This window comes from Sorangium sp. So ce887 (assembly GCF_051521455.1).
GTDB lineage: Bacteria > Myxococcota_A > Polyangia > Polyangiales > Polyangiaceae > Sorangium.
Genome location: NZ_CP150354.1, coordinates 9,261,601 through 9,283,263, shown reverse-complemented (window position 1 = coordinate 9,283,263; position 21,663 = coordinate 9,261,601). Strand labels below are relative to the sequence as shown.

The following is a 21,663-nucleotide window of genomic DNA, read 5'->3' as shown; positions in this document are numbered from 1 at the left end:
GTCAGAGGCCGTCGTCGCCGGGAGCGCGCCGGGGGTGGACGGTGGCGGAGACGATCTTCCAGTCTCCGTCGACCTTCTCGAGCCGGAGCGCCACGGGCAGCTCGTCGCGCCGGGCCGGCTGTCCGTGCCGGGCGCCGGTGACGGTCGCGGTGGCGGTCACCTCGGCGGTCATGCCGGCCGGATCGACCTGGATCTCCGTGTCGCCGAAGCTCACGTCCGCGGTCTGATAGACGACCGCGGCCTGGGTCGCGGCCGCCGCGAGGTCGTCGCGGCCGCTGAGCCGATCGCCGATCTCGACGACACGGGCGCTCGCCTCCTTCGTGAAGATCTCGGCGAACTCCTTGCGAAGGCGGCCGTGGCGCACCAGCGGGTTCCGCTCACCGTCGTCGATGCGCACCGCGGCCTCGAGCTGGGTGAGCCGGTCGCGGATCCGGTCCTCCTCGGAGGGTGAGAACAGCAGCGCCACCACGGCGAGGACGGCGCCGAGGGCGATGAGCCCGAGCGGGAGCCAGCGTTTCATCAGGAAAGTATAGGCGACCGGCGCCGCGCGGGCGCGCGAAACCCCCCGGGCGGAGCGCAGCCGCGCGTCAGGTTCCAGCGCTTCCGGCGCTTCCGGCGCTGCCGGCGCGGGGCGCGGAGCCCGTCTGCGCAGGAGCGGCGAGCGCGTCCGCTCGGGCGCTGGTCGTCACCACGGCGAGGACGCCCACCCTGAGGGCGGTCAGGACGGCCTCGCGGAGCCGGGCGGAGCCGGCCACCTCTTTCCAGAGATAGCCCGCGATGCCGAGCGACTGGGCCCGCGTCAGCATCATCGGTGCCGGCTGGCCAGTGATGAGGATCACCGGGGCATCGGTGACGCGTTTGAGCTGCTCGAGCAGCTCCAGGCCATCCATGTCGGGGAGGCGGTAGTCGAGAAGGATGCAATCGGGCGGGCTCTTCCGGCACTCCTCGAGGGCAGCCTTGGCCGTCGGCGCCTCGATCAGCGTGACGTCGATGTCCGCCCAGTCCCTCAGATAGCGCCCATAGAGGCTGCGATCGATCTCGCTGTCCTCGATGAGGAGGATCACTGCTTTGCGGAGCGCCATGGGCACAAATCTCCTTTGTCCCGGCGCAGGACGCAAGTTGGACGGTGCACGCAGCGCGTGGGGAACCGCCCGGAACATCGAAGGGCAGACCCCGAGTTGCCTGCTCGCTAGCTGCCGACAATCGACTCGAGGCACCGGTCGCGCGCGCCGCGCAGCGCGCCGAGCTCGACGTCGATCGTCAGCGCGCCGCCGGCGGCCGCGATCGTGAGCCGGTCGCCGCCGGTGGCGCCGAGCTCGGTGCAGGGCACGCCGGCCTCCCTGGCCCTCCGCGCGACCTCGGGCGCGTCCTCGGGCCGGACGCTGACGACGATGCGGCTCGGCGCCTCGCCGAACAGCGCCTCGGCGAGCTCCTCGCGCGCTTCATCGCTCGGCCCCTCCGGCAGCCGCACGCGGGCGCCCACCATCGCCGCGGGGTCGTCGGCGGCGGCGCAGCACTCGCCGAGGGCGATCGCGAGCCCGCCGTCCGAGATGTCGTGCGCGCTCTGGAGGAGCCGCGGCCGCGAGCGGGCGAGCGCGAGGCAGAGCCCCTGGAGCCGCACCTCGCGATCGAGATCGATCGCGGGGCTCGGCCCCTTCACCTCGCCGGTGTGGCGCGCGACGTACTCCGAGCCGCCGAGCGGGCCGCCGCGCGGGTCGCCGAGCAGCAGCACCGAGAGGCCGGCGGCCGGGAACGACGCCCGCAGCACGTCGCCCGCGTCCGCGACGAGCCCCACGACGGCGACCGTCGGCGTCGGCAGGATCGCGCGGCCGTCGGTCTCGTTGTAGAGCGACACGTTGCCGCTCACGACGGGCACCGAGAGCGCGCGGCACGCCGCCGCCATGCCGTCGATCGCGAGCGCGAACTGCCGCATGATCTCCGGCCGCTCCGGGTTGCCGAAGTTGAGGCAGTCGGTCAGGCCGATCGGCTCCGCGCCCGAGCACACGACGTTGCGGCACGCCTCCGCCACGGCCATCGCCGCGCCCTGGAACGGGTCGAGCTCGCAGAGGCGCCCGTTGCAGTCGCTCGAGAACGCGAGGAGCTTCTCGTACCGCTGGTCGTCCTTGTCGCAGGGGACGCGCACCACCGCCGCGTCGCTGCCGGCGCGGACCTCGGTGCCGCCCCGCACGATCTGGTCGTACTGCCGCCACACCCACGCGCGCGAGCCGAGGTTCGGGGAGCCCGCCATCGCGAGGAAGAGCTCGGACCACGAGGACGGCGCCGGGAGGGTGCGCGGGTCGAACGCCCGGCGCGCCGGCAGCGCGGCGTCGTCGCGCTGCGGGCGATCGTACTTCGGCGCCGCGTCGGTCAGGAAGTCGACCGGGAGGTCGCAGACGACGACCGGGCTGCGAGCGACGCCGGCGGCCGCGCCGCCGAGCGGGTCGTAGCCGGGCGTGGCGCGCACGACCCAGCGGCCCGTGTCGGTCACCTGGCCGATGATCGCCGCGTCGAGCTCCCACTTCGTGCAGATCTCGATGACGCGCGCCTCGCACCCGGGCTTCGCGACGAGGAGCATGCGCTCCTGCGACTCGCTGAGGAGCATCTCGTACGGCGTGAGCCGGGCGGCGCGCCGCGGGACGAGGTCGAGGTCGAGGTCGAGGCCGCTGCCGCTCCTGCCCGCCATCTCGACCGACGACGAGGTGAGCCCCGCGGCGCCCATGTCCTGGACGCCGACGAGCAGGTCCTCGGCGAAGATCTCGAGGCACGCCTCGAGCAGGAGCTTCTCCATGAAGGGGTCGCCGACCTGCACCGTGGGCCGCTGGCTCGGGCCGCCCTCGGAGAACTCGTCCGAGGCCATGGTGGCGCCGTGGATGCCGTCGCGCCCCGTCTTGGCGCCGACGTAGAGCACGTTGTTGCCGATGCCGCTCGCGCGCCCGTAGAAGATGCGGTCTGTGCGGACCACGCCGCAGGTGAAGGCGTTGACGAGGATGTTGCCGTCGTAGGCGCGGTCGAAGAAGAGCTCGCCGCCCACGGTCGGCACGCCGATGCAGTTGCCGTAGCCGCCGACGCCCGCGACGACGCCGCGGAGCAGCTGCGGCGTGCGCGGGTGGTCCGGCCGGCCGAAGCGGAGCGAGTCGAGGTTGGCGATGGGGCGCGCGCCCATCGTGAAGACGTCGCGCAGGATGCCGCCGACGCCGGTGGCGGCGCCCTGGTACGGCTCGATGTACGACGGGTGGTTGTGCGACTCCATCTTGAAGACGGCCGCGAACCCGTCGCCGATGTCGACAACGCCCGCGTTTTCGCCGGGCCCCTGGATGACTCGCGGGCCGGTCGTGGGCAGCCGGGCGAGGTGCAGGCGGGAGCTCTTGTACGAGCAGTGCTCGCTCCACATCACGCTGAGCACCCCGAGCTCGGTGAACGTCGGTTGCCGTCCGAGGTGCTCGCGCGCGCGCTCCCACTCGCTCGCCGAGAGCTTGTGCGCCTGCGCGAGCGCGATGTCGACCGGCGGATCGCCGGGCAAGGGGGAGGGGGACGTGACAGGTGCGGCAGCGACAGCGCTCATCGCGAGCCTAGCTAGCGCAAGGACGGGGGGATGGGAAGCGCGTGAGCGCGCTCTACGCGTCCCGCTTCACGAGGAGGGCGGTGAGGTCGTCGATCTGCTTCGCCGAGCCGGCGAAGCGGCGCACCTCGGCGAGGAGGGCGCCGAGGATGTCGGAGGTGGGGCGCGCGTGCAGGCGGTGGATGAGGTCGCCGACGCGCTCCTTGCCGAACACCTGGCCGGCGGCGTCCTGGTACTCGTAGAAACCGTCGGTGAGCAGCACGAGGAGGTCGCCCGGCGCCATCACGAGGGGGGGCGGCGGAGGCAGGTCGAGGTCCTTGAACATGCCGAGCGGGACCGTCGTCGGATCGCGCCACGCGAGCTGGCCCTCGGCCGCCCGGTAATGGAGGAGCGGCCCCTGCCCGGCCGCGTGGTAGCGGAGCTGGTGGGTGACCGGGTCGAGGACCCCGAGGAACGCCGTGATGAAGCGGTCGTTCGGCAGGTCCTCGATGAGCTGCTGGTTGATGTGGTGAATGAGCGCGTCCATGTCGGCCGAGAGGCGCAGGCCGATGCGGAGCATCGCGCGGAACTGCGTCACGCTGAGCGCGGGGCCGATGCCGTGGCCGGCCGCGTCCGCGAGCAGGAGGAGGATCGGGGACATGTCCGCGCGCTCGTCGAGCCGGATGACGTCGTAGATGTCGCCGCCGGTGTCGTCCGCCGGCTTGCTGAACGCCGACAGCGAGTATCCGGGGCAGCGCGGGAGCCGGCGCAGGAGGATGTTCTGCTGGATGTCGCGCGCGATGGTGAGGTCGTGCTCGAGCTTGATCTTGATCATGCGCTCCTCGAGCAGGAGCGTGCGCTGCACGGCGACGGCCGCCTGCGCCGCGAGCAGCTCGGCGACGTCGCTCTCGTCCGGGCCGAAGTGGCCCGCCGCCGAATTCAGCATCTGCAGCACGCCGACGAGCTTGTCGTCGAGCCCGATGAGCGGCACCGTGATCACGGATTTCGTGTGATATCCCGTCCGGCGGTCGATCTCCGGATTGAACCGCGGGTCGGTATAGCAATCGTCGACGACGACGGTCCGGCGCTTGCGCGCGCACTCGCCGGCGATGCCCTTGTCGATGCTGACGCGGATCTGCGCCTCGCCCGTGGCGACACGCGAGTAGAGCTCTTTGGCCTCCTCGTCGTAGAGGAAGACGCTCCCGCGGTCGGCGCCTATCACCTCCCGCCCCGTCTTGATGATGAGCTCGAGCAGCTCCGTGAGGTCGCACGGCGCCGCGAGCTTGCGCGAGACGTCCAGGATCAGGATGAGCGACGACGCATCGATCAGGGAAGGAGTGCCCACGCGCATGCGGTCGGAGAGTTTGGGCTACGTGGAAATAGGGGTCAAGACATGGTCTCGCCCGGGATGCTCGAGGCGAGCTCGTCGACCAGCGCGTGTCGCGTCCGCCGTCGCTGCCGCGGCCGTTTTCATCGTGATTCCATCGTGATTTCCCTCGCGGTTCCGTGGTCGGGCCGGCGTCCTTCGCAGCGCGCCATCCGCTATTTTTCGAGCGGCGGTGGTCGAGCGCGCCCCGGCGACGACGCGAGATCGCCATCGAGGTCAGCGCGGCGGCGCGCGGGCGGTGGCGTCGTCGGCGCTACCACCTCGGCCCTACCTGTCCTAGAACACGCGACGCACACCCCTTGAAAGCGAGCTCTTCGATGATCCGCCTCCGCCTCGCCGCCCTCGCCTTGCCCGCTGCCCTGGCCGCGGCGGCCTGCGACGCGCCGCCCGCTCCGGCCGGCGCGGCGGCCGACGCCGCGCCGTCGGCCGCCGCGCCGCCGGAACCGCCGTCCCCTGCCGTCGCGCCGCCGGCGAGCGCCCCCGCGGCGCCCGCGGGCGCGGAGGGCGCGGCCGACGCGGCGGCGCCGGCGGACGCGGGCGCGCCGGCGGAAGACGCGGGCCGGAAGCCGCCCGTGGACGCGGGCGGGGCGACGGCAGCACGCGACGCGGGCGGCGCGACGGCAGCGGGCGATGCGGGGGGTGCGCGTGCCGAGGCGCCGGCGGCGACCACCGCGCCGGCGCCGGGCGCGGGGGCGCCGCCCCCTGTGCCGCCCGCCGAGGCCGGATCCGCGGACGCCGTGGCGGCGGAGGTCGACGCGATCTTCGTCGGCAAGAAGACGTACTTCGCCCGCTTCAAGCAGGAGCACACGCAGAAGATCTCCGGCGCCGTCAAGAAGCAGAGCGGCACGCTCTCGGTCGCGAAGCCGGACAGGATCTCGTTTCGCTACGACCCTCCGAACCAGAACCGCATCGTCTCCGACGGCGTGTCGCTCAAGGTCTACGTCGCCGAGGACCGGCAGATGTTCGTGACGCGGGTGCAGAACTCGGAGTATCCGGGCGCCCTCTCGTTCCTCATGGGCCACGGGCTCCGCCCGTCGTTCACGTTCACCTTCAACGAGAAGGCGAGCTTCGCGGGCGGCCCCGTGCTCGTCGGCAAGCCGCGGGCGCCGACTCCTCACTACGAATTCGTGATGTTCTATATCGACAGGGCGCTCCTCGCGAAGAAGGACCCGGGCGTCGTGCGCCGCGTCCTCATCGTCGACGCGCAGGGCAACCGGAACCGGTTCGACTTCGAGGACGCGTCGCAGCCCGCGTCGATCGATCCCGCGGAGTTCCAGTTCACCGCGCCGCCCGGCACCGACGTCAAGCAGAATTGATGACACCGCCCCTCTCGCTCTCCGAGCTCTTTCCCGACTTCCATCCGGAGTGGATCCTCGCCGAGGACGCGGATCTCATCGTGGTCGACAAGCCGGCTGGCCTGTCGACGCACGCGCCGGAGGCGGACCGGATCGACGATGTGGTGACGCGCCTTCGCGCCTTCCTCCGCGGCCGGGGCGACGCCGAGGCGTACCTCGGGATCCACCAGCGGCTCGATCGCGACACCTCGGGGGTCCTCCTGTTCACGCGGCGGCGCGAGGCGAACGCCGCCGTCGCGCGGCAGTTCGAGGGGCGCACCGTGCAGAAGACGTACGTCGCCGCCGTCTCCGGCTTCGGCGATCGCGCGCCGCGCGGCACGCTGCGGCACCGCCTCGTCCCGGCGCCGGGCGGCGCGATGCGCGCGATCGCCGAGGCTGGCGCAGGGCGGGAGGATCGGGGCGCGGGGCGGAAGGATCGGGGCGCGGGGCGGGAGGATCGGGGCGCGGGCGGCGTGCTGGCGATCACCCGCTACCGGCTGCTCGAGCGCCGCGGCGACCGCGCCCTGCTCGAGCTCCGGCCCGAGACCGGCCGCACCCACCAGCTCAGGGTGCAGCTCGCCGCGATCGGCTTGCCCATCACCGGCGATCCGCTCTACGGCGGCGCCGAGGCCCCGCGCCTGCTCCTGCACGCCGCCGAGCTCCGCCTCGAGCACCCGGCCACGGGCGCGGCCGCGACCTTCCGATCGCAGCTGCCGGCGGCCTTCGAGGCGTGGCTCGCGGCCTCGGCCGTGGACCCGTACGCGGGGGGCGTCGCGGCCGTCGAGCGCGCCATGCGCGAGGCCGCCGAGCGGCGCTACGGCGTCGCGCGCGCCGGCGACACCACGGCGTTCCGGCTCGTCCACGGCGCGGGCGACGGCCTGCCCTTCGTCTCGGTCGACCTCTACGGCGAGCACCTCGTCGTGTCGCTGTTCGGCGCGGGCGAGGGCGAGCCGGGCGCGCCGCCGCGCGACGTCGTGCTCGACGCGGCCCACCGGCTCGGGGCGAGGGGCGTCTACGTCAAGGTGCGCCCGAAGCACGCGAGCGTCATCGTGGACGCGCGGCGCGAGGAGTTCGCCCCGCGGCACGCCGTCCGCGGGGAGAGCGCGCCGGAGGAGCTCACCGTCCTCGAGCACGGGCTGCCGTTCAAGGTGCGGCTCGGTGACGGGCTCTCGACCGGCATCTTCCTCGACCAGCGCGAGAACCGGCGGCGGGTGCGCGAGCTCGCCCGGGGCGCGCGGGTGCTGAACCTGTTCGCCTATACGGGCGGCTTCTCCGTCGCGGCCGTGGCGGGCGGCGCGCGCGAGAGCGTCACGGTCGACGTGTCCCGGGGCGCTGTTGCCTGGGCGCGCGAGAACCTCGACGCGATCGGCGCGGACGCGGCGGCGCACGTCGTGGTCGAGGCCGACGTGTTCCCGTGGCTGAAGACCGCCGCCCAGGCCGGCCAGCGCTTCGATCTCATCGTGATCGATCCGCCGAGCTTCGCGACCACGAAGAAGAGCCGCTTCAGCGCGGCGAGCGATTTCGGTGCGCTCGCCGCGCTCGCCTTCCGCCTGCTCGCCCCGGGCGGCCGGTTGCTCGCGTGCACAAACCACCGCGGCATCGTGCGCGCCAAGTTCCGGCGCCATTTGCACGAGGCCGCGCGTGAAGCAGGATGCGACGTCGTGCAGATGAAAGATCTCCCCGATCCTGTCGACTTCCCGAGCGAGCCGGGCATGGAGCCCCACCTGAAGAGCGTCCTCGCCAGCGTGGGCGCGCCTCCTGCGAAGGCCGGGCTGCCCGCGAAGGGCGCGCCTCCTGCGAAGGCCGGGCTGCCCGCGAAGGGCGCGCCTCCTGCGAAGGCCGGGCTGCCCGCGAAGGGCGCGCCGCCCGCGAAGGCCGCGCCGGCCCGCGGCGCTCGGCGAGGGCCCGCCGCGCCGGCCCGGGCGCCCCGACGGGGGACGCGATGAGCCAGCGCCGTCTCCTCATCACGATCCGCTCGTACGCGTACCTCGAGCCCGCCTTCCTCGCCGCGGGCGACTTCGAGCGCGGCCTCGTCGAGCGCAAGAGCTTCCCGGACGGCGAGCGCTACCTGCGCGTCGCGGTCGACTGCTGGGGGCGCGACGTGGTCCTGCTCGGCGGCGCCCCGCAGGACCTCGACTGGCTCGAGATCTACGACCTCGGCTGCGCCATCTCGCGCGCCGGCGCCCGATCGCTCTCCATCGTGATGCCCTATTTCGGCTACGCGACCATGGAGAGGGCCGTGAAGCCGGGCGAGGTGGTGACCGCGAAGACGCGGGCGCGGCTCATCTCGGCGATCCCGGCGTGCGACGCGGGCACGCGCATCTTCCTCTTCGATCTGCACACCGACGGCATCGAGTTCTACTTCAGCGACTCGCACGTGACGCGCCACCTGTACGGCGCTCCGCTCATCACGCAGGCGGTCCGCGAGCTGATGGGCGATCGCCCGTACGTGCTCGCGGCGACGGACGCCGGCCGAGCCAAGTGGGTGCAGAGCCTCGCCCGCGGCCTCGGCGTCGAGCCGGCGTTCGTCTACAAGGAGCGGCGGGGCGACGGGCTCGGCGTGACCGGCGTCAACGCCGATGTCTCGGGCCGCGAGGTCGTCATCTACGACGACATGGTCCGCACCGGCTCGTCGCTCGTGCAGGCGGGGCGCGCCTACCTCGCCGCCGGGGCCTCCAAGGTCCACGCCGTCGCGAGCCACCTCGTCCTGCCGGGCGACTCGCTCGAGAAGATCAGGAAGGCCGGCGTGTTCACGACGCTGCTCGGCACCGACTCGCACCCTGGCAGCCAGCAGCTCGCCGAACCGCCCGGCGCCCTGCGCTCGGTGGCGCCGCTCCTGGTGCGCGCGCTCGAGCGGGAGACCTAGAGCACCTCCGGCGACGGGCGATTCAACTACCGTATCGCCAGGCTCGTCCACGGTTTCATGAGAGAGGGAACCACAGCGCCACAGGGGACACAGAGGGCTCTCCGCGAGCGCGCCCTCCACCATCTCTCCACTGGCATGCTCCGGGAGGCGCGCTCGGACGCCGGCGAGGCGCTCGCGCTCATCGAGCGGGAGCTCGGGCCTGACCCCCCGGAGTCGGCCGGCGCGCTCCTCCTGCTCTCGCAGATCGAGGCGACGTCCGGCGACCATCCGGCCGCTGAGGCGCACGCGCGCCGCGCTGTCCGCGTCCTCGCGCCGGCCCGAGGACGCGGCGAGATCGCGCGGCTCCGCGTCCAGGCGTGGCGCGCCCTGGCCGCGAGCGCTCGACTCCAGGGCCGCTACGTCGACGCCGCGGGGCGCGCCCGCCGCGCGCTCCGGCTGGTCGAGGCGGCCTTCGGCGCCCGCGACGTCGAGGTCGCCGCCTGCCTGAACGAGCTCGCGATGAGCTGCAAGTACCGCGGACGCTTCGCCGAGGGGGCGCGGCTCTACCGCCGGGCGCTCCGCATCCTCGAGCGGGTCCACGGGCCGGACCACCCCGAGCTCTCGCCCGTGCTCCACAACCTCGGTGGGATCGAGCACGCCCGCGGCCGCGCCGCCCGCGGAGAGCCGTTCGCGCGCCGCTCGGTGGCGCTGCGGGAGGCCGCGCTCGGACCGGAGCATCCGCTCGTCGCGGAGGACGCCGCCGCGCTCGCCGCGATCCTCGATGCCCAGGGCAAGCGCGGCGAGGCGGAGGCGCTCTACAGGCGCGCGCTCGCCATCTTCGAGCGCGCGCACGGCCCCGCGCATCACGAGGTCGCGTTCACCACGAGCAACCTCGCCGCCCTGCTCTACGCGAACGGGGAGCTCGACGCCGCAGCACGCCTGTTCCGCAAGGCGATCCGGATCATGGAGGAGCTCCTCGGCCCGGCCCACCCCGACCTGGCGATGGCGCTCAACAACCTCGGCGTGCTGCGCCTGGGGCAGGGCAAGCGCGCGTCGGCGCGGCCGCTGCTGGAGAGGGCGCTCGCCATCTACGAGGCGACGCTCGGCCCCGGACACCCGACGCTCGCTGCCTGCCGGGAGAACCTCGCGGCGGCGGGCTGCGCCGCCCCGCCGCTGGCCTGACGAGCCGCCGCGCATGGCGTCGCGGCGGCTTCAGGCGCGGCTTTGCCCCCGGCCCGCGGCGTCACGCGCCGCGGGTCACCGCGGGCGGCGGCTCGAGGGCGCAGCGCCCGCTGTCCGTGCCCGCCGCCCGGCCTTGCCCCCGGCCTTCTTCGCGCCGCCGACCCGGAGGAGCGTGCCGTTGTGGTTGGCGCCGATGGGGACCACGGCCTTCACGGTGCTGGATCCCGAGACCGAGCCACTGCACATGATGCTGAGCGTCCCGGTATACGCCCCCGGCGTCGAAGGCGGCGTGAAGCTCACGCCGACGGTCCGCGTGCCTTGGAAGGAGGTCGGGCAGCTCGAGAACCCGAAGTACTGGCTCGACATGCTGCACTGGCAGCCCGACAGGCTCGCACCCTGGCTATCGACGACGACCGAGCTCCAGACCGTCGACTGCCCCGAGACCGTACCGAAGTCACGAACCGCCGGGCTGGAGGTCAACGCCTGGGCTGCCTCGCCGAGGGCGTCCTCTTCCCCCGCGCCATCGACGCTGTCCACGACGCAGCCCGCTGCACCCAAGCTCACCAGCAACAGCGTTCTGACCATCACACACGATTTCTTCACGAAAGCCTCCTCCAGTGCACTTCCTACGTGACATGCGACTGCCCGACGCGAGGACGCGTGCGGTCATCGCATCGGGACCGCCTCAACCTGCGCAGTTCGTCGCTGGAACCAGGAGAGATCTCCCCATTCCACGAGCCCCAGGATCGTGACCTCGACCTATGCGGGCTGATGCGCCCCAGACAGGCTCGGGAATCGGCATCCTGGATGTTCGTACTGCCTCGATGCGAGGGCTCGCTTCCTGCGAGGCGCTGCCGGCATGCCGGCGACACGACTCCGGTACCGATCTCCGCGCCCACGCTCGGCGCCAGCGGCAGCGCGAGACTACTCCTGCACAGCACACGTTGTCCAGCTTACTGAACGTAATCGCGGCAGATCGGATCGTGCTATCCAATTCCTCTTTCAGAACCCTTGAGGCAATTTGTGTGCCATCATACAGGTGCCTGCATGCCTGTCGGCCCCGGTCAGCGCGGAGCCTGGCTCGTCCCCGTGCGCGGGATTAGGGGCCGGGTTGTCGCCGGTGGACACGAGCGGGCAGCAGCCGTTCTGCAGACCCTCGTAGAGCTGCCGGTCGTCAGGAGGGGTGAAGCCGTAGCGCTTGCGGTCATAGGCGGCCACCGCCTCGTCCTCGATGCCGTTGATCGCCGCCGCCGGTCAGGTCGCCGCCCATGCCGGGCGTATCCGACGTGTCAGCACCGCAACCCGCGATGCTGGCGCCTACAACGAACATCGCCGCTGGCGCCTCGCGCAACCTGGACGCTGGCATGAGCTCATGTAAGATCGCGAGCATGCGTGAAAGATGCGTATCGGTAGCGGTTCTCGCGTGTGCCCTGGCCGCCTGTTCGGAGTCGCCGCCCGACCACAGCGCGGGCGGCGGTGGCACAGGTCCAGCCGGCAGCGGCGGCGCCGGCAGCGCCGCGGAGACCAGCTCGAGCGCGGCGGAGGGCACGAGCTCCAGCGCCGCGACAGGCGCCGGGACCGGGGGAGGCGGAGGAGCACCCGAGGGCGCGTGCGCGAGCGTCTCGGAGGTACCGCCCGAGCTGGGGCTCGACCCTTTCTACAAGAAGTACATCGACGCCTCGGGAATTCCCGTCGTCAGCTCCGAGAGCCCGCCGGACGCAGCGCTGCTGCGCGCGTGCTCGGTCGTTGTCCGCATGCTCGGCCTGCGCGACGATGTGCGCCAGGCGATGATCGCGAACCGCACACGCGTCGCCGTGATGGCGGAGACGGAGGTGACGACCGACATCCCCGAGCACAGCGATCTTTACGAGGCGTTCCCGGGAACGGACTGGGACACACGGGCCCGCGGCCTCGGCGCGACGCCCGCCCGCCCGGCGAGCTCCTGCGCCGAGGAGAACGTCCTGTGTTATCCGAGCGATCGGTACACGGGCGAGGACATCCTGGTGCACGAGTTCTCGCACGCCATCGCGATCATGGGCATCGCCTTCGCCGAGCCGACCTTCGACCAGGAGCTCGCGGATGTGTTCGAGGGCGCGCTCCAGGCTGGAAAATGGGCGGACACCTACGCCGCGACGAACAAGGACGAATACTGGGCCGAGGGGGTCCAGGACTGGTTCGATACCAACATCGAATCGATCCCGGGGAACGGGATCCACAACGAGATCAACACCCGCGTGGAGCTGCGCGAATACGATCGCCCGCTCCACGATCTCATCGCCAGGTACTTCGCCGACGACGCGTGGCGACCCAGCTGTCCCTGAGAAGCCGACATCGAGGGAGAAGGACAAGCGTCCCGGCCTGCCTCGCCGTCGAGGGGAAGCCCCTGGCCATTCCGTCGCGCCGCCCTCGACCCGGCCACGTGGCCATCGAACGCGCCGACATACGCGCGGATTTCCGCCGCATGACGAGATCACGAGCGGACCCCACGGGGATTTCCGATCGGTTACCGGCGCCTCGCTGGACGACAGCAACAAGCAGGCGTACCGACACACGATCGACACAATTTCCGTCTACGCTACATGGCGCGCGTCCTCTCTTCCCGCAGCTGTTCCCCACCCGTAAGGCTCCCAATGCCCGACATGTTTGTCGTTCACTCAAGCGCCCTGCCGTCTTCCACCAAGCTCGTAGCTTTTCATGGCACCGAAGGCATCTCGAAGCTCTATCGCTTCGAGCTCTACTTGGTGATGACGAACGATGTCGGCCATAGCTTTGATATGGCCGCGGCCGTAGGCAAGCCGCTGACCATCTCCCTGGAGCGGAGCGACGGCGGCGAGCGCTTCCTTCGAAGTGGCGTCCTGGGAAGGATCGAGCTCATCAACGACTTTGCGGGTCGGTGCGTCTTCCGGGCCACCATGGTCCCGCGCCTCGCCTTGCTTACCCTGTCGCTTCACAGCCGTATCTTCAGCGAGAAGACCATCCCGACGATCATTCAAAGCGTTCTTCAACAGGGCGGCGTCACGGACTGCGCCTTCCAGCTCCGGGGCGCGTACAGCGCCGAAGAGCACGTCTGCCAGTACCGCGAGAGTGACTATGCCTTCGTCGCCCGGTGGATGGAGCGCGAAGGCATCTACTACTATTTCGAGCACGGAGAGGGCGGCGAGACGCTGGTGCTGACCGACGATCGGTCCGGCCACCAGCCCTATGGCAACAAGCCTGCTCGTTATTACCCGCAACCCGGCGGTGCCAACACCGCGAAGGACTCCGTCTACGCCTTCACCTGCCGGCATGACGCCATGCCCACCTCGGTCCGCCTCAAGGACTACAACTATGCCACGCCGGCCGTACCGGTCGCCGGGCAGGCGTCGGTTTGCGCCAACGGCTTTGGTGAGGTCAGCCTGTACGGCGCGCGCTTTTTCTCGGCGGGCGAAGGGGAGCGGCTGGCGCGGGTCAAGGCCGAGAGCCTCTCCGCGGCCGGCGTTGTCTACCAGGCGATGGGCGGGGCGTCGATGCTGCTTCCTGGGTTCACCTTCGAGCTCGAGGACCATCCGCGCGCCGCGTTCAACACGAAGTATCTGACCACCGAGGTCGAGCACTGGTCGAACCAGGCCCCGGACATGCCCGAGCTTCGCGCGCTCGCGCCGTGGGACGACCTCTATCGCATCGAGGCCAAGGCCATCGCCGCGACGGTGCAGTTCCGCGCGCCGCAGGTCACCGAGTGGCCGCGCATCTACGGCACCGAGACCGCGGTCGTCGACGGCGCGGCGGTCAGCGACTACGCCCAGATCGACAGCCATGGCCGCTACCGGGTCAAGTTTCTCTTCGACGAGAGCGACCTGAGCGGGGGAAAGGCGTCGACGTGGGTTCGGATGCTTCAGCCCCATGGCGGTGGCATCGAGGGCTTCCACTTCCCGCTGCGAGCTGGCGTCGAGGTCATGTGCGCCTTTGCTGGAGGCGATCCCGACCGGCCGGCCATCGTCGGGGTCGCGCCCAACGCGCTGACGCCGAGCCCGGTCACGGCGGGGAACAATACGCGGAACGTGATCCAGACGGGCGGGCGGAACCGGCTCGAGCTGGAAGACCAGGCCGGGCAAGAGCGGATCACCCTGTCAACGCCCCATGCGAACACCTACGTCCGAATGGGGGCGCCCAACGCCGGCGCGACGTATGAAGTCAAGACGGAGGGCCACGCTTTCACATTCATCGGAGGCTCCTCCGAGAACGTCGTGTGTGGCAACCGAACGGCGCTCACCGTGGGCATCTCCGAGAATGTGGTGGGGGGCTTCCGTCTGAGCGTCACCGGGGGATACTCCGGAAACTTCATTGCTGGATACTCACAGAACGTGATCCTGGGCTATCGCAGGACAAGCATCTTTGGCAATGAAAAGACGACCGTTCATGGGAACCGAAGCACCTTCATCAAGGGGAAGCGGACCACGAAGATCAAGGGTGACGACGAGGCCTTGCTCCTGGCCGATCGCGACGTACGGATCATGGGCAGCAGCGAGTTGAATATCCTTGGGAGGCGTACCACCCATATCAGAGGTCACGACAGGAGCACTTTCCTCGCCGGTCGAGAGACGACGGTCGACATACTGAACAAAACGACGATCAACGGTCGTAGCGAGACCGATGTTACAGGTGCGCGAAAAACGGACATCCGCGGCCCCGCCACCAACAACTATTACGCAGGGCGAACAACTACTGTTGTAGGGGCGAGCAACACAACGATCAGAGGTAGTAGCACCACCAAGGTCATTGGCCCAAGAAAATCCACAATCGTTGGACCGAGCCAAAAGACTGTCAGGGGCCCCGCCGAAGCTGTCGTGACCGGCCTTTACACGACCAAAATTGGGTCGCGCGTCGAGATCATCCACGGAACAAAATACGAGAACATCAAGGGGCTGGCATTCAAACGCTCCCCCTTGGAGATAAAGAAGTTGAACGTGGCGGAGATCGCGACGAAGGGCTACAAAGCTTCGTCCGAGATCCATCTGATCAAGACCCGCCTCGGCCTCTCGAACGCGGATTTGCACATCCTGAAGTGATCCACCTGCTGCGTGTGGAACCGGCTCGCGCCCACCGCTGAGCCGCACGAACCATCGAGCCCGCTACCCTGGATTCCGCCGGATGAAAATCGTCAAACCCATGCGTCTCGGGGTGCTGCCGAGGGTCTTCATGAACCAGCGCACCCCGCACCTGCTGGTCACCACCTTCGTCGGCTTCTCCTATGATCGGCCGGCCCGGCTGCTCTATGAGCCGACGGTCTGGACCATGGCCGCGGAGGAGCTCGGCGAAGATGGCCTCCTCGACGAGTTCAATCCCAAGACCCGAGGCGAGCTCCTCGTCACGGGCCGCTGCTATCCGCCGGGGCGCATCGCTCGCCCTGCGAGCTCGGTCCGCGTCCAGCTCGGGCCCATCAACAAGAGCCTCTATGTCATCGGCGACAGAACGTGGGGTCTGCTGGGCATGTCGGATCCGACGCCTTTTACCGAGATGCCCGTCACCTGGCGAAACGCCTTCGGCGGAAAGGATTTTGCCAGGAACCCGCTGGGCAAGGGCCACGGCGACAAGAGCGCACCGCTCCCCAACATCGAGTCGCCCAAGCACCTGATCCACGCACGCAACGACTGCCCGACGCCCGCCGGTCTCGACGGCTACGACCTGACCTGGCCCCAGAGGTTCTCCAAGATCGGCACCCACGACAAAGCGTGGCTCGACGAGTGCTTCCCCGGTTTTGCGCGGGATCTGGACCCGACGCTGTTCAACATGGCCCCGGACGACCAGCAGATCGACGGGTTCTTCCGGGGCGACGAGACCTTCGTGGTCGAGAACATGCACCCCGACAAGCCTCGGATTGAAGGCGCCCTCCCCGGGGTCTCGAGCCGATGCTTCGTCTGCCTCAAGACGCGCGACGGCGTGGCGATCCGCGAGCCTGCCATGAAGCTCGACACGGTGCGCCTGTTCCCGCACCGCGAGCGGGGAGTCGTTCTCTTTCGCGGCGGCATCGAGATCACCTCGGACGACGCGAAGGACGTGGTGGCCGTGCTGGTTGCCTGCGAAGCCATGGGCGCCCCCAGGCCGGTCGCGTATTACCATGACTACCTGACCCCCCGGCTTGGCCCCCTGAACAACGCCCTCCCGGATGACGAAGACGACATGCTCATGCCGGAGCCCGAGGATCCGGAGGCGCCGCCGCTGCCTGATGACAAGCTCTCCGGGCTCGCGTCAAGGCTGAGGCGGGAGGGGTTCCTGGGAGGTACTCCGGCTCGATCCGTCAAGGGCGCGGCCGTGGCCGCGGCTCGGGCCGGTGTCGTCGCCACCGGTGTCCGCCCAGCCGGAGCAGAGGAGGACCCCGACGTCCAGGCGATGGAGGCCGAGCTCGCCGAGATGGGGATCGACCCCGAGCACCTCGCCGCCGCAGCCGGCGAGGACGACGCGGAGCCGGCCATGGACTTCCCGGAGGACACTGAGGAAGAGGAGAGCCTCGCGTGGTCCGAGGCGGACGCCAGGGTAAATCACGAGGAGGACGCGGAGCCGATCGCGTCCACGGCCCCGACGACAACCCCCGTCGCGGCAGACGACGACGAGGACGTCGAAGCGCTTCGAGAGCGCGATGCGCTCGTGGAACGGGCCAGGAAGCACCTGCGGGACCATGGCATCGATCCGGAGGCGCATTTCGCGCAAGAGGGCCCCTCCGACGACCTGGCGCCCCTCGATGAATCCGAGGAGGCCCTGGTCAGCTTGGTCGATAGCAAGACCCGCACTGGGTTGAAGGTGCACGGGGTCGACGTCGATGCGTTGTTCGCGAAAGCGCGTCAGAGCGCCGCCGAGCCTCCGAGCGAGGTCGCGGTGTCGCAGATCCGCGAGCGCTTGCGGCAGGCGCTGGAGAGCGAGGGCGTCACGCCAGAGAAGACCGAAGAGCTCGTGTCGACGGTGGACTGGCGAGCGTTCGAGGACGAAACCCAGGCCGCCGATGAAGCCGACCTCCACGGCACCTACGACCTCCCCGACGAGGCGCCCGAGGTCGCCCACGCCCTGCCCGAGGCGCCAGCCGGCGACCCCCTGCCAGAGGACGAGGGCCTGGGCGGTGAGCTCACGGGGGACGAGGACGTTGCGTTTGCGGAGGGACTGGACGAGAGGTCTTCGTTCTTCGCTGATCGGGGCGAAGGAGGGCCGCTGCTCGCGCACCTCTTGCCGGCGTCCGCGCCCCTCGACAGCGAGGAAGCTCTGCGACTTCGCCACGAAGTGGAGGCCGGCCACAAGGAGGGGCGGAGCTTTGCGGGGTGCGACCTCACGGGCGCCGACCTCTCTCATCTCGACCTCGAGGGGATCGACCTCTCGGGGGCCATCCTCGAGTCGGCCTTCCTCACCGGGAGCAACCTGCGAAAGGCGACGCTCACAGGGGCCATCCTGGCGCACGCAACCCTGGTGGGCGCGGATCTCTCGGAGGCCAAGCTCGATGGGGTGAATCTCGGCTCGGCGTGCCTGCGGGACGTGAAGGCCGTTGGAGGCGTCGATCTCGGCGAGTCCGTGCTCGCCAAGGCCGACCTCTGGGGAGCGGACTTGTCCGGCGCCAATCTCTCGGGTGCTGACCTCTCCGAGGCCAATTTCTGCGATACCAACCTGGAGCACGTCGTCGCAGAGAAGGCGAATTTCCAGAACGTGGACCTCACGGGAGCGCGCCTCGTGGGCGCGCGGCTCTCGGGGTGCACGTTCAACGAGGTGAACGTGACCGATGTCGACTTCACGGGGGTCGACCTGAGCTCCGCGACCTTCATCGCCGTCGAGGGCGACGGCGCCATCTTCCGGAACGTCATGGCGAAGGACCTCGCGAGCGTTAAGGGCTCGTCCTTCGCGGGCGCAGACTTCGGCGGCGCGACGCTCACCGGCGCGAACCTGATGGGGACGCGCCTTTGCGGCAGCGACTTCTCCGACGCCGACCTGCGCGGCGCGCTGCTCAACGAGGCTGACTTGACCGAGGCGGCCCTGGATCGCGCGAACCTCGTCGACGCCATGCTGACCGGAGCCAACCTCACCGGCGCGTCCCTCTACGCCGCCGACCTGAGGCAGAGCGTCATGAACGATGCCTGCGTCCGTGGGGCCAACTTCGAGAAAGCCAACCTGTTTGGTGTGTGCGCCGACCGGATGGTTGGAGATAGCGACACGAGCTTCGCGGGGGCCAACCTCAAGCGACTTCGGTTGATACAGGCCTAGAGGCAACATGGATAGGGAAGCGCTGCGCGAGCTGATTGAACAAGGCGAGGTCGTCTCGGAGCTGGACCTGTCGGGCCGCGACCTCTCGGGTCTCGACCTCTCCGGCGGGATCTTCGAGGATGTCCGCTTCACGGGCGCCAACCTCGCGGGCGTCAAGGTGCGCGAGGCGATCTTTCACCGCTGTGACCTCACCGGCGCCAACCTGCAGGGGCTGGATTTTCACCTTGGCAGCGCGGTGAACTGTACGCTCGCGGGGGGGGTGCTCGCCGGCGCCTCGCTGGTGGGAGCGGGCTTATCGGACGTGGATCTTGAATCGGCCGATCTGACCGGAGCTGACCTCTCGCTGGCCGACATCTCGCGAGCGAACCTCAAGAACGCCCGATTGGTCCGTGTCAACCTGACCGACGCCAACCTGTTTCAGGCCGAGGTCGGAGGCGCGGACTTCTCGCAGGCCAACCTGACCAAGGTCGTCTTGTTCCGTCAGGACCTGTCCCAGGCCACCCTCACGGGCGCCACATTCGTGGAGGCGATCCTGGTCGAGGTGCGGATGGGGCCCAAGGACTTCCGTCGGATGGACCTCAGCAGGACGCAATTCACCAACGCCGACCTGCACGGCTGCGACTTCTCCGGGGCCACGCTGACGCAATGTAACTTCACGGGCGCCAACCTGACCGCGGCTCGATTGGATGGAGCCACCGCCCGCATGGCCGTCTTTGTCGAGGCGACCTTGATGAACGCGAGCCTCGCCGAGGCCGACCTGAGCCAGGCGCTCTTCGTCGATGCGCGCGCGGACGTCGCGAACTTCTCAGGCGCGCGGCTCGAAGCGAGCGTCTGGCACCGGGCGAGCTGCCCGGGGGCCCGCTTCTGCCGGGCAGACCTGAGCTATGCAGACCTCACCCACGCCGACGTGTCCTTTGCTGACCTCTCCGGTGCGACGCTATCGCGCGCGCGGCTGCATCGTGTGAACGACAAGGGCACGATCTGGCCGGCGAGCAAGGCGCTGGCGCACGGCGACGACCAGGATCTCAAAGAAGCAGAAGACTGGCAGGCCAACGTTCTCGGGAGGCCCGCCGGGGGTCAAAGTACCCCTCACTCATGAGGAAACCATGCAGAGCGTAGCAAGGAAGAGACAGTACGAGCAGGCGGCCTACGGCGAGCACGGCGCCGTGATCCGTCTCGATGACTCCGCGTACATCGTCGAGACCGAGGAGGGCGAGGTCCGCGCGAGGCGGGCGACGAGCTGTCTCTTGGAGCCCGCCACCGGAGACCTGGTGCTCCTTGCCACCGTGAACGGCGCGCGTTACATCCTCGCCGTCCTCGAGCGGGAGGAAGGCGCGCCCTCACACCTCGTCTCCGAAGGGGATCTCCAGATTCGTCTGCGGAGCGGCTCGCTGGGCCTCGCAGCGCCGGACGGCGTACACGTGCACTCCGGCAAGGACCTCTCCATGGTCGCGTCGACCTTCCGTGTCCAGGCCAAGGAGGGGCACGTCGCGCTGGAGGTGTTCTCGTTCCTCGGCAAGGCGGTCCGCGCGGAGGTCGACCGGGCCAAGCTGATTGGCCGGAGCCTCGACTCGCAGCTCGAACGGCTGTTGCAGAGGGTGAAGCGCTCCTACCGTATCGTGGAAGAGGCCGACCATGTGCGCGCCGAGCGCATCGACTACGCGGCCAAGGGCAACCTCGCCATCCACGGCGAGAACGCCAAGATCACCGCGTCGCACCTCGTGAAGATCGATGGCGACCAGATCCAGGTAGGGTGACCGAATATGTGCTTTGCCATTACCTCGGGCGGTGGACTCGACTTCGGCTGCCCGGATGTCTGCTTGCCTGGGCCCGTCCCGTACCCAAACATGGCGAACAAATCCATGGGGACGGCCTTCGCGCGCAAAGTCCTTCTGGGACGCGGTCCCGCCCATACCCTGCAAACCACCATTCCCATCTCCTTCGGCGATAACCCCGGGGTCCTCGGCGGCGTGGTCTCCCGTCGCTTCATGGGCCCCTCGCGGCGTCTTGTCCCCTATCCCAAGCTGCTCGTGCAGAACAAGCCGGCGGTGCGGCTCGGCGCCACGGGCATTCAGAACCAGATCAACACGAACGGTACGACCATCGTCCCGAGCCAGGTCAAGGTTCTGCTTCTCTGACGTCCGCCCGGTCGTCCGCGAGGACGACCCCAGACCCTGCGCTGTTCTGCCCGGTGAGGGACACAAGCATGGCCATCAATGAGCACGCCCGCGTCCGCTTGGCGATCATTCAAAAAAAATACGGAAATCGGCTGGACCAGGGTGCGAGCGGGTCTGACCTGCCCGACCGGCGCGAGCGTTTCAATGGGGATTTTCGGCGGATCCTGGCCGACATCATCGTGCCCGCGTTCGAGGCCATCGGCGATGAGCTCGCCTCGTCGGGCCATGCCTACCGGATCGAGCGTGACGTGGGCGAACAGGCCCCCAGCATCGAGCTTCACATCCTGCTCCGGGGCGTGCCGGCGGACGCCAACAACCTGATCCGCCTCTTCTCCAGCGCCGACGCCGAGGGCGATGGAGAGGTGATCGCCGAGGTCAACGTTCGCCAGACCTTGACCGAGCTCACGCGATTTCGGGTGCTGTCCCGGATCACCCAGGAGGTGGCGGAGCAGATGTGCGTGGACGCCATCGAGCACATCTTCGCCTGCAACGCTCGCTGAGCGCTCGAACAGCGGCCTCCGCCGTGAGCCGCCGCCCGCCGGCGCTGGTGCGAGGGACCACGTCACCGAGCGCGCGGCGCTGAATTCGCTTGCCGGCGCCGATCGGCGCGTGGATGCTCCCCCCGGATGCGCGGGTCGCGCAGAAAGGATGAGCGTCGAGGCCATGGACGAGCTCGTACGACAGGTCGCGGAGAAGGTTGGCATCTCGGAGGACAAGGCCCGCGTGGCCGTGGAGACGGTGGTCAATTTCCTCAAAGAGAAGCTCCCCGCTCCGCTCGCCGCCCACGTCGACACCGCGCTCAGCGCGGCGGCCCCGGCCATCGCCAACCTGGACGTCGGCAGCCTCGCGGGCTCCCTCGGCGGCCTCTTCGGCAAGAAGTAGCATCGCCTCCTTCGCTGGCGCTGCCCGCCCTCTCCCTTCCACCGAGCTCCTCACCCGCTCCTGACCTCGGCGGCGCGGCCTCCGCTCCTCGAGGCAGAGGCGCG

18 protein-coding genes are annotated in these 21,663 nt (G+C 69.8%); 12 read left to right on the top strand and 6 right to left on the bottom strand.

What is annotated here, in order from left to right:
- Position 1 precedes the first annotated feature (1 nt).
- From WMF36_RS34620 to WMF36_RS34605, 4 genes are all read right to left on the bottom strand, one after another.
- A complete protein-coding gene (locus tag WMF36_RS34620) occupies positions 2 to 520 on the bottom strand; it encodes a nuclear transport factor 2 family protein (protein WP_437575072.1) in 519 nt (172 codons plus the stop codon).
- A gap of 67 nt (positions 521 to 587) precedes the next feature.
- Entirely contained in the window at positions 588 to 1,082 is a 495-nt protein-coding gene (locus WMF36_RS34615) for a response regulator (RefSeq protein WP_437575071.1), read from the bottom strand.
- Positions 1,083 to 1,189: 107 nt separating this feature from the next.
- Entirely contained in the window at positions 1,190 to 3,562 is a 2,373-nt protein-coding gene (gene purL, locus WMF36_RS34610) for a phosphoribosylformylglycinamidine synthase subunit PurL (RefSeq protein WP_437575070.1), read from the bottom strand.
- Between the two features lie 52 nt (positions 3,563 to 3,614).
- A complete protein-coding gene (locus WMF36_RS34605) occupies positions 3,615 to 4,889 on the bottom strand; it encodes a SpoIIE family protein phosphatase (protein WP_437575069.1) in 1,275 nt (424 codons plus the stop codon).
- Between the two features lie 353 nt (positions 4,890 to 5,242).
- Between WMF36_RS34605 and WMF36_RS34600 the strand changes: the two genes are divergently transcribed.
- The 4 genes from WMF36_RS34600 to WMF36_RS34585 are packed head-to-tail and all read left to right on the top strand — an operon-like array spanning position 5,243 to position 10,286.
- Positions 5,243 to 6,241 carry a LolA family protein gene (locus WMF36_RS34600; RefSeq protein WP_437575068.1) on the top strand — a complete coding sequence of 333 codons (999 nt, stop codon included), beginning with the start codon at positions 5,243 to 5,245 and terminating at the stop codon, positions 6,239 to 6,241.
- Positions 6,241 to 8,205 (top strand): class I SAM-dependent methyltransferase, encoded by a 1,965-nt coding sequence (locus WMF36_RS34595; protein WP_437575067.1) that lies wholly within the window; start codon positions 6,241 to 6,243, stop codon positions 8,203 to 8,205. The genes WMF36_RS34600 and WMF36_RS34595 overlap by 1 nt, the downstream gene beginning before the upstream one ends.
- Positions 8,202 to 9,125, top strand: coding sequence for a ribose-phosphate diphosphokinase (gene prs / locus WMF36_RS34590; RefSeq protein ID WP_437575066.1), 924 nt, complete (start codon positions 8,202 to 8,204; stop codon positions 9,123 to 9,125). Before WMF36_RS34595 ends, prs begins: the two co-directional genes overlap by 4 nt.
- 57 nt (positions 9,126 to 9,182) lie before the next feature.
- Positions 9,183 to 10,286, top strand: a complete 1,104-nt coding sequence (locus tag WMF36_RS34585; RefSeq protein ID WP_437575065.1) for a tetratricopeptide repeat protein — start codon at positions 9,183 to 9,185, stop codon at positions 10,284 to 10,286.
- Between the two features lie 75 nt (positions 10,287 to 10,361).
- On the opposite strand, the gene WMF36_RS34580 is transcribed toward WMF36_RS34585, so the two are convergent.
- Together WMF36_RS34580 and WMF36_RS34575 are read right to left on the bottom strand one after the other, a co-directional pair.
- Positions 10,362 to 10,889 carry a hypothetical protein gene (locus WMF36_RS34580; protein WP_437575064.1) on the bottom strand — a complete coding sequence of 176 codons (528 nt, stop codon included), beginning with the start codon at positions 10,887 to 10,889 and terminating at the stop codon, positions 10,362 to 10,364.
- 399 nt (positions 10,890 to 11,288) lie between these two features.
- Complete coding sequence (locus WMF36_RS34575; RefSeq protein ID WP_437575063.1) at positions 11,289 to 11,504, bottom strand: hypothetical protein; 216 nt, start codon at positions 11,502 to 11,504, stop codon at positions 11,289 to 11,291.
- A 170-nt stretch (positions 11,505 to 11,674) separates the two neighbouring features.
- Between WMF36_RS34575 and WMF36_RS34570 the strand changes: the two genes are divergently transcribed.
- From WMF36_RS34570 to WMF36_RS34535, 8 genes are all read left to right on the top strand, one after another.
- Positions 11,675 to 12,607, top strand: a complete 933-nt coding sequence (locus WMF36_RS34570; RefSeq protein WP_437575062.1) for a hypothetical protein — start codon at positions 11,675 to 11,677, stop codon at positions 12,605 to 12,607.
- 309 nt (positions 12,608 to 12,916) lie between these two features.
- Positions 12,917 to 15,331 (top strand): type VI secretion system Vgr family protein, encoded by a 2,415-nt coding sequence (locus WMF36_RS34565; RefSeq protein ID WP_437575061.1) that lies wholly within the window; start codon positions 12,917 to 12,919, stop codon positions 15,329 to 15,331.
- Positions 15,332 to 15,413: 82 nt separating this feature from the next.
- On the top strand, positions 15,414 to 18,500 hold the full coding sequence (locus WMF36_RS34560) for a DUF2169 family type VI secretion system accessory protein (RefSeq protein WP_437575060.1): 3,087 nt from the start codon (positions 15,414 to 15,416) through the stop codon (positions 18,498 to 18,500).
- A 7-nt stretch (positions 18,501 to 18,507) separates the two neighbouring features.
- Positions 18,508 to 19,599 (top strand): pentapeptide repeat-containing protein, encoded by a 1,092-nt coding sequence (locus WMF36_RS34555; RefSeq protein ID WP_437575059.1) that lies wholly within the window; start codon positions 18,508 to 18,510, stop codon positions 19,597 to 19,599.
- A 7-nt stretch (positions 19,600 to 19,606) separates the two neighbouring features.
- Entirely contained in the window at positions 19,607 to 20,257 is a 651-nt protein-coding gene (locus tag WMF36_RS34550; protein WP_437575058.1) for a DUF3540 domain-containing protein, read from the top strand.
- 6 nt (positions 20,258 to 20,263) lie between these two features.
- On the top strand, positions 20,264 to 20,638 hold the full coding sequence (locus WMF36_RS34545; protein WP_437575057.1) for a DUF4150 domain-containing protein: 375 nt from the start codon (positions 20,264 to 20,266) through the stop codon (positions 20,636 to 20,638).
- 68 nt (positions 20,639 to 20,706) lie between these two features.
- Complete coding sequence (locus WMF36_RS34540) at positions 20,707 to 21,177, top strand: hypothetical protein (RefSeq protein ID WP_437575056.1); 471 nt, start codon at positions 20,707 to 20,709, stop codon at positions 21,175 to 21,177.
- Between the two features lie 163 nt (positions 21,178 to 21,340).
- Positions 21,341 to 21,559, top strand: a complete 219-nt coding sequence (locus WMF36_RS34535; RefSeq protein WP_437575055.1) for a hypothetical protein — start codon at positions 21,341 to 21,343, stop codon at positions 21,557 to 21,559.
- Positions 21,560 to 21,663: the final 104 nt, after the last annotated feature.

Bases quoted from the DNA above. Each gene is read 5' to 3' on its own strand.
- WMF36_RS34535 (WP_437575055.1), top strand. From the start codon at position 21,341: ATGGACGAGCTCGTACGACAGGTCGCGGAGAAGGTTGGCATCTCGGAG.
- WMF36_RS34545 (WP_437575057.1), top strand. From the start codon at position 20,264: ATGTGCTTTGCCATTACCTCGGGCGGTGGACTCGACTTCGGCTGCCCG.
- WMF36_RS34570 (WP_437575062.1), top strand. From the start codon at position 11,675: ATGCGTGAAAGATGCGTATCGGTAGCGGTTCTCGCGTGTGCCCTGGCC.
- WMF36_RS34555 (WP_437575059.1), top strand. From the start codon at position 18,508: ATGGATAGGGAAGCGCTGCGCGAGCTGATTGAACAAGGCGAGGTCGTC.
- WMF36_RS34560 (WP_437575060.1), top strand. From the start codon at position 15,414: ATGAAAATCGTCAAACCCATGCGTCTCGGGGTGCTGCCGAGGGTCTTC.
- WMF36_RS34565 (WP_437575061.1), top strand. From the start codon at position 12,917: ATGCCCGACATGTTTGTCGTTCACTCAAGCGCCCTGCCGTCTTCCACC.
- prs (WP_437575066.1), top strand. From the start codon at position 8,202: ATGAGCCAGCGCCGTCTCCTCATCACGATCCGCTCGTACGCGTACCTC.
- WMF36_RS34595 (WP_437575067.1), top strand. From the start codon at position 6,241: ATGACACCGCCCCTCTCGCTCTCCGAGCTCTTTCCCGACTTCCATCCG.
- purL (WP_437575070.1), bottom strand. From the start codon at position 3,562: ATGAGCGCTGTCGCTGCCGCACCTGTCACGTCCCCCTCCCCCTTGCCC.
- WMF36_RS34585 (WP_437575065.1), top strand. From the start codon at position 9,183: ATGAGAGAGGGAACCACAGCGCCACAGGGGACACAGAGGGCTCTCCGC.
- WMF36_RS34540 (WP_437575056.1), top strand. From the start codon at position 20,707: ATGGCCATCAATGAGCACGCCCGCGTCCGCTTGGCGATCATTCAAAAA.
- WMF36_RS34600 (WP_437575068.1), top strand. From the start codon at position 5,243: ATGATCCGCCTCCGCCTCGCCGCCCTCGCCTTGCCCGCTGCCCTGGCC.
- WMF36_RS34620 (WP_437575072.1), bottom strand. From the start codon at position 520: ATGAAACGCTGGCTCCCGCTCGGGCTCATCGCCCTCGGCGCCGTCCTC.
- WMF36_RS34615 (WP_437575071.1), bottom strand. From the start codon at position 1,082: ATGGCGCTCCGCAAAGCAGTGATCCTCCTCATCGAGGACAGCGAGATC.
- WMF36_RS34550 (WP_437575058.1), top strand. From the start codon at position 19,607: ATGCAGAGCGTAGCAAGGAAGAGACAGTACGAGCAGGCGGCCTACGGC.
- WMF36_RS34605 (WP_437575069.1), bottom strand. From the start codon at position 4,889: ATGCGCGTGGGCACTCCTTCCCTGATCGATGCGTCGTCGCTCATCCTG.